Origin of the sequence: Leisingera daeponensis DSM 23529, assembly GCF_000473145.1 — a bacterium.
GTDB classification, from domain to species: domain Bacteria; phylum Pseudomonadota; class Alphaproteobacteria; order Rhodobacterales; family Rhodobacteraceae; genus Leisingera; species Leisingera daeponensis.
The window spans coordinates 2,592,231-2,604,930 of sequence record NZ_KI421500.1; the positions used below are offsets into that span (position 1 = coordinate 2,592,231).

Sequence of the window (12,700 nt, forward strand, 5' to 3'; positions counted from 1 at the left end):
TGCGTGGAAATCTGACTGCACTAAACAGCAACATTATGACTGCACCAAGCAAATCTCATGGCCGCAAAGCCATCCGCCCGACCCTGAAGCCGCGCGAGCTGATGACGCCGACGCCGGATTTGGCGGGGGTGTGGAAAGCCAAGATCATCACGCTGTTCCCTTCGGCCTTTCCAGGCGTTCTGGGTGAAAGCCTGACCGGCAAGGCGCTGCAGGAGGGCCTGTGGCAGCTGGAAACCGTCGACCTGCGCGGCTTCGGTATCGGCAAGCACCGCAACGTGGATGACACGCCCGCCGGCGGCGGCGCCGGAATGGTGCTCAGAGCCGACGTGCTGGGCGAGGCGATCGAGCACACGATGGCGGACACCCGGGGCAACTGGCCGCTGGTCTACCTGTCCCCGCGCGGGCGGCGGATGGACCAGCAGATGATGCAGAACTTTGCCCGGTGCGACGGCATCACCCTGCTCTGCGGCCGTTTTGAAGGCGTCGACGAGCGCGTGCTGGAGCACTACGGCATCCAGGAAGTCTCCCTGGGCGATTTTGTCATGACCGGCGGCGAACTGGCCGCCCAGGCGCTGATCGACGCCACCGTGCGGCTGATCCCCGGGGTGCTGGGAAACCAGGCCTCCACCGAGGAGGAGAGCTTCTCCTCCGGCCTGCTGGAACATCCGCAATACACCCGCCCCGCCGAATGGAAGGGCCGGGAGATACCGGAAGTTCTGATGTCCGGCCACCATGGCCGGATTGCCGAATGGCGGCGTGAAATAAGCGAAGAGATCACCAGAACCCGCCGCCCGGATCTGTGGGAGGCCTATTGCCGCAAGACCCAAAAAGACGGCTGAACGGAGGAGCCGGTTGTCCGGCCCGGAGGGCGCGCGCAGCGCCAGACCGTTGCCGGGCGCCCCAAGCCGTGCTTTAGTCCGCTCATATTCATGAAGAATTAGGAGTGAACAGGGTGGCTGCTAAATTTGAACTCTACACCGACAACGCGGGGGAATTCCGCTTTCGCCTGAAAGCAGGCAACGGCGAGAACATTCTGTCCAGCGAGGGCTACAAGCAGAAGGCTAGCGCCGAGAACGGCATCGAATCGGTCAAGAAAAACGCCGGCGACGAGGCCCGGTATGAGCGCAAAGAGACCTCTTCGGGCAAGCACATGTTCAATCTGAAGGCCACCAACGGCCAGGTGATCGGAACTTCGCAGAGCTATGCCAGCGCCTCAAGCCGCGATGGCGGCATCGAGTCGGTCAAGAAAAACGCGCCGGGTGCCACGGTGGACGATCAGACCGCCTGACGGCCTGACACTGCCGGGGCGCGGCCCGCAAATCTGCTGCGAAAAGATTTGGCAAGCGTTTTTGGGAAAACTCTTGCGCGCGGCGCAGCAGGGCACTTGTTTTGTTGGGGTCGCGGACGTATACAACGCCGGTCTGGATTCGCATTTGCGGCTCCGGGCCGCTGGCTGTTGGATCACTCACCAGAAAATCTTCTTCGGTTTTCGCTTGGGACCCGGCCGCCAGCAGCAAGGAACAGACGGCGTGATCTCTGGCGGGCTGCCATTCGGCGGGACCCGGTGAAGACCAGGAGCTCTCATGACGGCGCAAACCTCTGCGGCAAGAACCGCAGGCAAATTTAGGAGAGTTGCGATGGACCTGATCGCACAGCTGGAGGCGGAACAGATCGCCGCCCTGGGGAAAGAGATCCCCGATTTCAAAGCCGGTGACACCATCCGCGTCGGCTACAAGGTGACCGAAGGCTCGCGTTCGCGCGTGCAGATGTACGAAGGCGTTTGCATCAGCCGCAAGAACGGCGCAGGCATTGCCGGTTCGTTCACCGTCCGCAAGATTTCGTTCGGCGAAGGCGTGGAGCGTGTGTTCCCGCTGTATTCGACCAACATCGACTCGATCGAAGTGGTGCGCCGCGGCCGCGTGCGCCGCGCCAAGCTGTACTACCTGCGCGCCCGCCGCGGCAAGTCGGCCCGTATCGCAGAAGACGCGAACTATAAGCCCAAGAAAGCCTGAGGAGCGGTATCATGAAAAAAGACACTCATCCCGATTACCACTTCATCGACGTCAAAATGACCGACGGCACCATCCTCAAGATGCGCTCCACCTGGGGTTCTGAGGGTGATCAGATGGCACTGGACATCGACCCGACCGTGCACCCGGCATGGACCGGCGGCACCTCGCGCCTGATGGATGCCGGCGGCCGCGTGTCCAAGTTCAAGAAGAAATACGAAGGCCTGGGCTTCTAAGCCGCCTGCCGTATTTTTCAAACTCCCGAAGGCTGCCCCGGACGGGCAGCCTTCTTTCATTTCTCCTGACGCAGGGGCCGGACAAACGCCCCGCGGGAAAGACAGCCCCCACGTGAAACAAGCCCTGGCCAACGCACTGCAAGAGCGCGGATATGAAACCCTGACCCAAGTTCAGGAGGCTGTGACCCAGCCCGACGTGGAAGGGCGCGATCTGCTGGTTTCGGCGCAGACCGGATCGGGCAAGACCGTCGGTTTCGGCCTGGCGCTGGCGCAGGATCTTCTGGGCGAGGATGAGTCCTTTGGCGAGGCCGCAGCACCGCTGGCGCTGGTGATTGCGCCGACCCGCGAACTGGCCTTGCAGGTAAAACACGAGCTGAGCTGGCTCTACCGCGAGGCGGGCGCCGTGATTGCCTCCTGTGTCGGCGGCATGGATATGCGCGATGAGCGCCGGGCGCTGGCCCGCGGCGCCCATATCGTTGCGGCAACTCCGGGACGGCTGCGCGACCACATCGCGCGCGGCTCCATCGACCTCAGCCAAGTGCGCGGCGTGGTGCTGGACGAGGCCGACGAGATGCTGGACCTTGGCTTCCGCGAGGATCTGGAATTCATCCTGGGCGAAGCGCCGGAAGACCGCCGCACCCTGCTGTTCTCCGCCACCGTGCCGCCGGCGATTGCCAGCCTCGCAGAGACCTTCCAGCGCGATGCGATGCGGATCAAGACCGCAGGCGAGACCAAGCAGCACGCGGATATCGAATACCGGTTGATGAGCGTGGCGCAAGCGGATGCGGAAAACGCTATCATCAACGTGCTGCGCTACTACGAGGCGCCCAGCGCCATCGTCTTTGCCAACACCCGCGCGGCGGTGAACCGGCTGGCGGCGCGCCTGTCCAACCGCGGCCTGCCGGTGGTGACGCTGTCGGGCGAGCTGAGCCAGACAGAGCGCAGCCACGCGCTGCAGGCGATGCGCGACGGGCGCGCGCGGGTCTGTGTCGCCACCGACGTGGCGGCACGCGGCATCGACCTGCCGGGGCTGGAACTGGTGGTCCATGCGGAATTGCCCTCGAACCACGAAACGCTGCTGCACCGCTCTGGCCGGACCGGCCGCGCCGGCCGCAAGGGCGTCAGCGCGCTGATCGCGCCGCCAAAGGCGCGTGCCAAGGCCCTGCGTCTGCTGAAGTGGGCCAAACTGACCGCCGAGCACTGCGAAGCGCCCTCTGCCGATGATGTGCTGGCGCGGGATGAAGAGCGGATGCTGGCCGATCCGGTCTGGCAGCAGCCCGTTGAGGAAAACGAGCAGGCCGGCGTCCGGACTCTGCTGGACAATTTCTCGGCCGAGCAGATCGCCGCGACCTATCTGCGCCTGTTCCGCAGCCGCCATTCGGCGCCGGAGGATCTGCGTCCGGCCGGTGAGGAAGAGCCGCGCAAGGAGCGTAAGGAACGCAAAGCCTTCGGCCCCTCCGTCTGGTTCTCGCTGTCCGGCGGCCACGAAGCCGGTGCCGACCCGCGCAAGGTGCTGCCGATGCTGTGCAAGGCCGGCAATATCGACCGCGACGCCATCGGGGCGATCCGGGTGCAGGACAATGAAACCTTTGCCGAAATCAGCGAAGGCGCGGTTGACGGCTTCCTGAAGGCGCTGGACGGCAAGACCGAATTGGAACCGGGCGCCGTGCTGACACGGCTGTCCGAGGCGCCTGACCTGGCCCCTGCTCCGCGCCGCGGGCCCTCCGGGCCCAAGGGCGGCTTCAAAGGCGACCGCAATCCCAAGCCGCACCGCGGCAAGGAAGACGGCCCGAAGCCCTATCGCCGCAAGGCTGAAGCCGGGGAAGACAGCCGTCCGCCGCGCAAGGAGTGGAAAGAAAAACCTGTGCGGGAAGAGCGCCGGGAGCCGCGCGCTGAGACCCGCCCCAGCAAGCCCAAGCCGGCCGTGACCGCCAAGCCCAAAGGCGCGTCCGATCCCTCCAAGCGGATGGCGAGGCCCGGCGCGCCTGCAGGCAAGCCGTTCAAAGCCAAGGGGCCGAAACCGCCGGCGGGGAAGCCGAACAGCAAGAAGAACAAGGCGCGCGCGGGGGCACCCCAGACGGGGAAGGGCGGCAAGGGCGGCGATGCCCGCCCCAAACGCACACCCTCCGGGCCTGCGAAACACCGGTAAATCCGGGCGCTGGCGCCCGTTAAATCCGCTGGGCCAGTGTTGCGGATTTAATGGGCGCTAACCCTAAATTCACCAGCCTGCGCGGACCACTTTTCTTGGCCGAATCCAGAGCCTATACAAGGGCACAAAGCTAAAGACGTGCACCGAAGCACGAGCGAAGGGACCTGTACATGGCGCATATCATTGTCGTCGGCAACGAGAAGGGCGGCGCGGGCAAATCGACTGTCTCCATGCATGTGGCAACCACTCTGGCCCGGCTGGGCCACAAGGTGGCGGCGCTGGACCTGGACTTGCGGCAGCGCTCCTTGGGGCGCTATCTGGAGAACCGCCAGGATTTCTGCGCCAAGGCGGGCCTGGAGCTGCCGATGGTCGAAATGCATGAGCTGCCGGAGATAGACCCGGCCAGCCTGCAGCCGGGCGAGAACGTCTATGACCACCGGCTTTCGGCAGCGGTTTCCGCGCTGGAGCCGGGCCATGATTTCATCCTGATCGACTGCCCTGGCTCGCACACACGCCTGAGCCAGGTGGCGCATTCGCTGGCCGACACGCTGATCACGCCGTTGAACGACAGCTTTGTCGATTTCGACCTGCTGGCCCATGTCGACGAGAAGGGAGAGACCATCACCGGCCCTTCGGTGTATTCAGAAATGGTCTGGAACGCCCGCCAGTTGCGGGCGCAGGCGGGTCTCAAGCCGATTGACTGGATCGTGATCCGCAACCGGGTCGGCACTCAGCGCATGGTCAACAAGGAGAAGATGGAGCGTGCCATCAAGATGCTGTCCAAGCGGATCGGGTTCCGCGTGGCGCCCGGGTTCTCGGAGCGGGTAATCTTCCGCGAGCTGTTCCCGCGCGGGCTGACACTGCTGGACCTCAAGGATGTTGGCGTCAAGCAGCTGAACATCTCCAACATCGCCGCCCGGCAGGAGCTGCGCGATATGATGAAGGAAGTGCATTTGCCGGGGGTCGAGGTCAGCATCTGACCCCGCCCCGGCGGCACCTTATCCGGAGCAGCCGCAGTTGCCGCGGTTGATCGTGTAGAGTTCCATCGGCTCGGCCACACCGCGCAGCATGTAGCGGCCCAGCGACACCAGATCATGGTTGGTACCCCTGGCGGCCAGCTTAACATCCTCGGACATGATGATGTTCTGGCCGACCGACCGGTGCATCCCGGCGATCCGGGCGGTCTGGTTCACCGCCTGGCCGATCACGGTGAAGTCGAGCCGACTCTCCGCCCCGATATTGCCATAGAGGATGGTGCCCGCGTGCAGCGCCAGGGTAAAGCCTGCGGTCGGCAGGCCCTGCTCCTCGCGTTCGGTGTTGCAGGCGCGGATCTTGCCGCACAATTCATTGGCGGCGGCCAGTGCCGCGTGGGCGTCTTCCTCTATGCTGCCAAGGTTGAACATGGTCAGCATGCCGTCCCCCATGAACTTGAGGATGTTGCCGCCATGCGCCTGGATGGTTTCCACCGCCAGCCCGAAATAGCCGTTCAGCATGTCGATCAGCTCGGTTCCGGGCAGCCGCTCGGATAGTTCGGTAAACCCCTTGAGATCAAACAGGCAGATCACCGCGTCGATCTGCTGCGAGGAGCCGCGCTGGATCTCGCCCGACAGCACCCGGCGGCCGGCGTCGCGGCCCAGGTAGACCTGCAGCAGGTCGCTGGCCATCTGCCGGTTGGAAGAGGATTTCAGCGCCAGCCCCAGATGCGGCAGCGTGGTGCGGATCAGGTCCAGCTCGCGGTTCGAAAAGCCGCCAGGCCGGTCGGTCGCCCAGGAGACCAGCATGCCCTCCTGCGGGTGACTGGGGTCGTTCGGCCCGGCTTCGGGCGGGGAAAACCGCACACCCTTGGCGAAATAATCCGTTGCACCGCGTTCCCGCAGCTCCGGCAGCAGAGGAAATTCCTCCGGCGCGCCGTCTTCGAGTTTCTCGCGGAACTCGTCCAGCTCCAGATCCAGAATGTGGTAGAAGGGGCTGCGCAGCCATTCCTCGCGCGGGGACTCGCGGTATTCGTAATGCTGGTGCGACAAGCCATCGGCCCGGGTCCAGTTAAAACCGATGCCACCGAATTTCGGGTGAAAGGCGCGCTGTGCCAGATGGAAACGCCACAGCGGCACCCCCGCATCGCACAGCCGCTGGCAGTAGCCCTGCAAGAGATCCTGCTGCTGCGCCCCGTGCAGCCCCTGTTCCATCAGCCAGGCAATCAGCGGTCCCGAATTGACATCAATCTGTATCATGCTTTCACCTTCAATTCCGCTGCCATATCTGGGTATTGCCCCCAGCAATGTCTACGGGCCGATGCCTGCTAATTTGCGCAGCATATACCGCAAAATCGCAACCTCGCCGGTCGTGAACTGGCGGCACAGTTTGGCATCGAACTCCTGCGCCACATCCCGCAGCTCCCGGTAGGCGGACTGCCCCGCCGGGGTCAGCGTCAAATGCTCTGCCCGGCGGTCGCTTTCATCCCGGGTGCGGGTCACAAACCGTTTCTCCGCCAGCTTGGCAACCGCACGGCTGATCTTGGTCTTGTGGATCTTGGCACGCTCGCCGATCTCTTTGGCCGTCATCTGGCCGTAGTTGCCCAGATGGAACAGCACCCGCCATTCCGTGCGCAGCATGCCATAGCGGTCCTTATAGTGCCGCTGGAACCCCAGCGAGCTTTCTTCGGCCGCCCGGTTCAGCAGAAAAGGTAGGAAATCCTGCAGAGTGAAGTCATCTTTCTCGGTCATTTGCGTCCTCTCTCCCTTGTTAGTTACAAAAACAACTAATATTCCGCAAGCAGTGACAGGAGGAACGCGCGATGAATCGGCCAGCCGATCCCCATAAAATGATCCAGGCTCCCTCGCTTGCGGGGCCGAACGAGGGCTATATGCCCGGCTTTGCCAACGACTTTGAAACCGAGGCGCTGCCCGGCGCCTTGCCGCAGGGCATGAACAGCCCGCAAAAATGCAACTATGGCCTTTACGGCGAGCAGCTGAGCGGCACCGCCTTTACCGCCGACCCGCCGGAACGGACCTGGACCTACCGGATCCGCCCCTCGGTGAAGCATTCGCACCGCTATCAGAAGATCGACCTGCCGCATTGGAAGTCTGCACCCTGTGTCGATCCGGACGTGATCTCGCTGGGCCAGTACCGCTGGGACCCGGTGCCGCATTCCGATGAAGGCCTGACCTGGCTCACCGGTATGCGCACCATGACCACCGCGGGCGATGTGAACACCCAGGTTGGTATGGCCAGCCACATCTACCTGGTCACCGAATCGATGGTGGACAGCTATTTCTTCTCCGCCGACTCCGAACTCTTGGTGGTGCCGCAGGAAGGACGCCTGCGCTTTGCGACCGAGCTGGGCATTATCGACCTGGCCCCGCAGGAAATCGCCATCATCCCGCGCGGATTGGTGTACCGGGTCGAGGTGCTGGAAGGCCCCTGCCGCGGCTTTGTCTGCGAGAATTACGGCCAGAAGTTCGAACTTCCGGGCCGCGGGCCGATCGGTGCCAACTGCATGGCCAACCCGCGCGACTTCAAGGCGCCGGTGGCGGCGTTTGAGGACCGAGAGACGCCTTCGACCGTGACCATCAAATGGTGCGGCCAGTTCCACGAAACCAAAATCGGCCATTCGCCGCTGGATGTGGTCGCCTGGCACGGCAACTATGCGCCCTTTAAATACGATCTGACCACCTATTGCCCGGTGGGGGCGATCCTGTTCGACCATCCGGACCCGTCGATCTTTACCGTGCTGACCGCGCCGTCGGGTGTGCCGGGAACTGCGAACATTGATTTCGTGCTGTTCCGCGAGCGCTGGATGGTGGCGGAAAATACCTTCCGCCCGCCGTGGTACCACAAGAATATTATGTCGGAGCTGATGGGCAATATCTACGGCCAGTATGACGCCAAACCGCAAGGATTTGTGCCGGGCGGCATGTCTCTCCACAACATGATGCTGCCGCACGGGCCGGACAAGAACGCCTTTGAAGGCGCGTCGAACTCTAACCTCGGCCCCGAGAAGCTGGAGAACACCATGTCCTTCATGTTCGAGACCCGCTTCCCGCAGCATCTGACCGCATTTGCAGCCAAGGACGCGCCGCTGCAGGATGACTACATCGACTGCTGGAGCGACATCGAGAAGAAGTTCGACGGCACGCCCGGCCTGAAATGAAACGGTGAGGGGGCGCTGCCCCCTCTGGGCCGGACCGGCCCATTCACCCCCGGAGTATTTCCGGAAAGATGAAAAGGATCTTCGGATCCGGAAACTGGAGACGCTATGCCTCTGCTGAAATCCTGGGTGGCCTCGGCCAATGACGCGGACCACCCGTTCCCGCTGAACAACCTGCCCTACGGTGTGTTTTCCATTGATGGCGATGATCCCCGCTGCGGCGTGGCGATCGGCGACATGATCCTGGACATGCAAGCCGCCGAGGAAGCCGGGCTTGTGCAGTTGAGCGATGCGCCGCTGTTCGACGTCCCCTACTGGAACGACCTGATGGAAGAAGGCCCGGCCGTCTGGGCGGCGCTGCGCGACCGTTTGACCGTGCTGCTGTCCGAAGGCGCCGCCGAGCAGGACGAGGTAGAGCCTCTGCTGGTTCCCGCTGCCGATGCTGAGCTGCACATGCCCTTTGCGGTCAGCGAATACACCGACTTCTACGCGGGAAAGAACCACGCGTTCAACGTTGGCACCATGTTCCGCGGCCCGGAAAACGCGCTGCCGCCGAACTGGCTGCATATCCCGATCGGTTATAACGGGCGCGCGTCGTCCGTGGTGGTCTCCGGCACCGATGTGCGCCGCCCCTGGGGCCAGCTGAAAGGCCCCGATGACGCAAAGCCGCGGTGGGCGCCCTGTGCGCGGTTCGATATCGAGCTGGAGATGGGCGCAATCGTCGGCACCCCCTCTGACGGTCCGATCACCGTTCAGGAGGCAGACGATCACATCTTCGGCTATGTGCTGCTGAACGACTGGTCGGCGCGCGATATCCAGGCCTGGGAATACCAGCCGCTGGGGCCGTTTCAGGCCAAGGCGACCGCGACCTCGATCTCTCCCTGGATCGTGACCAAGCCGGCGCTGGAGCCGTTCCGCTGCGACACGCCGGAGCGCGAGGTTGAGCTGCTGGACCACCTGAAGGACTGCGGCCCGATGCTCTATGACATTGACCTGGAAGTCACCATGGCGCCGGAAGGCAAAGAGGCGACCACCATCGCGCGGACCAACTACAAAGAGATGTACTACTCCGCCGCGCAGCAGCTGGCGCATCACACCACCTCGGGCTGCCCGATGAACGCGGGCGACCTGTTGGGCTCCGGCACCATTTCCGGTGCCACAAAGGACAGCCGCGGCTCGCTCTTGGAACTCAGCTGGGGCGGCAAGGAGCCGCTGACGCTGGACAGCGGCGAGGAGCGCTCCTTCATCGCTGACGGCGACACGCTGACCCTGAAAGGCGCGGCCAAAGGCGATGGCTACACCATCGGGTTCGGCGACTGCACCGGCACCGTGCTGGCTGCCCTGGAAGATCCGTTCAAGAGGTAAGCACCGCTTTTCCTCTTGCCACAAATACCCCCGCCGGAGGCTCCCGCATTTGCCTCTGGCGCACCGCTGAAAGGACTGACACATGGCCAAGGCATTCGCTTCCCAAGGGGACATGAGCGAAAAGAAAATCTCCTTCACCGAGGTGGGCGACGGTCTTTATGCCTTCACCGCAGAGGGCGATCCGAACTCCGGCGTGATCATCGGTGATGACAGCGTGATGATTGTCGAGGCGCAGGCGACCCCGCGGCTGGCCAACAAGGTGATCGAGTGCGTACGGTCTGTGACCGACAAGCCGATCACCCACGTGGCCCTGACCCATTATCACGCGGTGCGTGTGCTCGGCGCCTCCGCCTTTGGCGCCCAGCAGATCATCATGGGCGACACGGCCCGTGCCATGGTGGTGGAACGCGGGCAGGAGGACTGGGACAGCGAATTCCAGCGCTTCCCGCGGCTGTTCGAAGGCCATGAGAGCATTCCCGGACTGACCTACCCGACCACAACCTTCTCGGATGACATGACTGTCTACCTCGGCAACCGCCGGGTTGACCTGATGCACTTGGGCCGCGCCCACACCGCGGGCGACATTGTCATCCATGTGCCGGATCAGAACGTGATGTTCACCGGCGACATCGTCGAATACCACTCGGCCTGCTATTGCGGCGACGGCCATTTCAGCGATTGGGGCAGCACGCTCGACAACATCAAGGCCTTTGACGTTGACGCCATTGCCCCGGGCCGCGGCGATGCGCTGGTGGGCAAGGAGATGGTCAACGCCGCCATCGAGAACACCCGCGATTTTGTTGAAAGCACCTACCGCCCGGCGGCTAAGGTGGCGGCCCGCAACGGCACCTTGAAGGAGGCCTGGGACGCGGTGCGCGCCGAGTGCGATCCGAAGTTTGCAGACTATGCGATCTATGAGCACTGCCTGCCCTTCAACGTTGCCCGCGCCTATGACGAGGCCCGCGGCATCGACACCCCGCGGATCTGGACCGCAGAGCGCGATCTGGAGATGTGGGAGGCCCTGCAGGGCTGAGCCCCCGCGAGTTAGAACCCGGGGCGGTTTGATCCAGATCGTGTCGCCCCGGCAGAACCTGTGAGACGCTAGACCATGATCCCGGCCGGCTCCTGCCGGGAAAGGGTAGAGCTGTGCCTGACGGCACCCTGAATTTGGGAGGAGACCAGATGAAGAAGATCTTTGAAGTCCCTTTGTACCCCTACAAGCGCCATCCGGATGAAGACGCCTCTTCGCCCGTTCGCCGCAAGGTGGTGGTCATCGGGGCGGGCCCGGTTGGCCTGGCTGCCGCCATCGACCTGGCACAGCAGGGCACCGAAGTTGTGGTGCTTGACGACAACGACAAGGTGAGCTTCGGGTCCCGCGCGATCTGCTTTGCCAAGCGGCCGCTGGAGATCCTCGACCGGCTGGGCTGCGGCCAGCCGATGGTCGACAAGGGCGTGCAGTGGAACACTGGCAAGGTGTTCTTTGACGACCGTCAGGTCTATGAGTTCGACCTGCTGCCGGAAGAGGGCCACAAACGCCCTGCCTTCATCAACCTGCAGCAGTATTACTTCGAGGAATACCTGGTGAACCGGGTCCGCGAGCTGCAAGAGCAGGGCGCGCCGATCGAAATCCGCGGCCGCAACAAGGTCTCCGCCATCGGCACCCATCCCAGCCATGTGGTGCTGGAAATCGACACTCCCGAAGGTTCCTATAACCTTGAGGCCGAATGGCTGATTGCCTGCGATGGCGCGGGCTCCCCCACCCGGCAGATGCTGGGCCTGGATTTCGTCGGCCGGGTGTTTGAGGACAACTTCCTGATTGCCGATGTGATCATGGAAGCGGATTTCCCGTCCGAACGCTGGTTCTGGTTCGACCCGCCCTTCAACAAGGGCCAGTCGGCGCTGCTGCACAAGCAGCCTGACGGGGTCTGGCGCATCGACCTGCAACTGGGTTGGGATATCGACAAGGAGCGCGAGAAGCGCCCTGAAAACGTGATCCCGCGCCTCAAGGCGATGCTGGGCGAGGATGTGAAATTCGAGCTGGAATGGGTCTCGATCTATACCTTCCAGTGCCGCCGGATGGAGAAGTTCCGCCACGGCCGGGTGATCTTTGCTGGCGATGCTGCGCACCAGGTCTCGCCCTTCGGTGCCCGCGGCGCCAACTCCGGCCTGCAGGACACCGACAACCTGTGCTGGAAGCTGAAGCTGGTGATGGACGGCAAGGCGCCGGAGAGCCTGCTGGACAGCTATGACGCCGAGCGCATTCACGGCGCGGATGAGAATATTCTCAACTCCTCGCGTTCCACCGATTTCATCACTCCGAAATCGGAGATCAGCCGGGTGCTGCGCGACGCGGTCCTGGACCTTTCGGAACAGTATGAGTTCGCGCGCCCCCTGGTGAACTCCGGCCGGCTGTCGGTGCCCTGCACCTACGATGGCTCGCCGCTGAACTCGGCGGACGCGCTGGACGGACCGAACCGCACCCGCCCTGGCTCCCCCTGCCCCGACGCACCGCTTGGCGACGGGTTCCTGCTGGACAAGCTGGGGGACAAGTTCGTGCTGCTGACCATCGACGCTGACGCGCCGGACGTGATCATCGAGGAGGGTATCGAGGTCACCCGCCTGGCGCTGTCGATCAAGGATGACAAGTCGCTGGCGCTGCAGCAGCGTTACCTGGGCAAGCATGAAAGCGGCGTCTACCTGATCCGCCCGGACCAGCACGTGGCCGCCCGCCGCCCCTCCTTTGATGAAAACCAGTTCCGGCACGCAATCCGCCGGGCCATCGGCAAGGAATGAT

At 63.5% G+C, this 12,700-nt stretch carries 12 protein-coding genes; 10 read left to right on the forward strand and 2 right to left on the reverse strand.

Translation table 11 applies throughout. The features are described from left to right. Positions 1-35 precede the first annotated feature (35 nt). The 6 genes from trmD (at position 36) to DAEP_RS0113260 (ending at position 5,374) form a co-directional block, all read left to right on the forward strand. Positions 36-839: a tRNA (guanosine(37)-N1)-methyltransferase TrmD gene (gene trmD, locus DAEP_RS0113230; RefSeq protein ID WP_027244965.1), complete on the forward strand. Its 804-nt coding sequence runs from the start codon at positions 36-38 to the stop codon at positions 837-839. A 113-nt stretch (positions 840-952) separates the two neighbouring features. Continuing rightward, positions 953-1,288, forward strand: coding sequence for a YegP family protein (locus DAEP_RS0113235; protein WP_008555057.1), 336 nt, complete (start codon positions 953-955; stop codon positions 1,286-1,288). A 349-nt stretch (positions 1,289-1,637) separates the two neighbouring features. Then, positions 1,638-2,012: a 50S ribosomal protein L19 gene (gene rplS, locus DAEP_RS0113245; RefSeq protein ID WP_027244967.1), complete on the forward strand. Its 375-nt coding sequence runs from the start codon at positions 1,638-1,640 to the stop codon at positions 2,010-2,012. 11 nt (positions 2,013-2,023) lie between these two features. Beyond that, complete coding sequence (rpmE, locus tag DAEP_RS0113250; RefSeq protein ID WP_008555986.1) at positions 2,024-2,245, forward strand: 50S ribosomal protein L31; 222 nt, start codon at positions 2,024-2,026, stop codon at positions 2,243-2,245. Positions 2,246-2,357: 112 nt separating this feature from the next. Continuing rightward, positions 2,358-4,394: a DEAD/DEAH box helicase gene (locus DAEP_RS0113255; protein WP_036760672.1), complete on the forward strand. Its 2,037-nt coding sequence runs from the start codon at positions 2,358-2,360 to the stop codon at positions 4,392-4,394. Between the two features lie 170 nt (positions 4,395-4,564). Then, on the forward strand, positions 4,565-5,374 hold the full coding sequence (locus DAEP_RS0113260; RefSeq protein ID WP_008554098.1) for a division plane positioning ATPase MipZ: 810 nt from the start codon (positions 4,565-4,567) through the stop codon (positions 5,372-5,374). An 18-nt stretch (positions 5,375-5,392) separates the two neighbouring features. Here the strand turns inward: DAEP_RS0113260 and DAEP_RS0113265 are convergent, their stop codons facing one another. Beyond that, positions 5,393-6,625: an adenylate/guanylate cyclase domain-containing protein gene (locus DAEP_RS0113265; RefSeq protein WP_027244969.1), complete on the reverse strand. Its 1,233-nt coding sequence runs from the start codon at positions 6,623-6,625 to the stop codon at positions 5,393-5,395. Positions 6,626-6,676: 51 nt separating this feature from the next. Continuing rightward, complete coding sequence (locus tag DAEP_RS0113270) at positions 6,677-7,117, reverse strand: MarR family winged helix-turn-helix transcriptional regulator (protein WP_008556625.1); 441 nt, start codon at positions 7,115-7,117, stop codon at positions 6,677-6,679. Between the two features lie 71 nt (positions 7,118-7,188). On the opposite strand from DAEP_RS0113270, the gene hmgA reads away from it, so the two are divergent. The 4 genes from hmgA to DAEP_RS0113290 all read left to right on the forward strand — a co-directional run bounded on the left by hmgA (position 7,189) and on the right by DAEP_RS0113290 (position 12,699). Continuing rightward, a complete protein-coding gene (gene hmgA, locus DAEP_RS0113275; RefSeq protein ID WP_027244970.1) occupies positions 7,189-8,544 on the forward strand; it encodes a homogentisate 1,2-dioxygenase in 1,356 nt (451 codons plus the stop codon). A gap of 105 nt (positions 8,545-8,649) precedes the next feature. Beyond that, positions 8,650-9,906, forward strand: a complete 1,257-nt coding sequence (gene fahA, locus DAEP_RS0113280) for a fumarylacetoacetase (RefSeq protein WP_027244971.1) — start codon at positions 8,650-8,652, stop codon at positions 9,904-9,906. An 82-nt stretch (positions 9,907-9,988) separates the two neighbouring features. Beyond that, positions 9,989-10,939, forward strand: a complete 951-nt coding sequence (locus tag DAEP_RS0113285) for an MBL fold metallo-hydrolase (protein ID WP_027244972.1) — start codon at positions 9,989-9,991, stop codon at positions 10,937-10,939. Between the two features lie 149 nt (positions 10,940-11,088). Beyond that, on the forward strand, positions 11,089-12,699 hold the full coding sequence (locus tag DAEP_RS0113290; RefSeq protein ID WP_027244973.1) for an FAD-dependent oxidoreductase: 1,611 nt from the start codon (positions 11,089-11,091) through the stop codon (positions 12,697-12,699). Position 12,700: the final 1 nt, after the last annotated feature.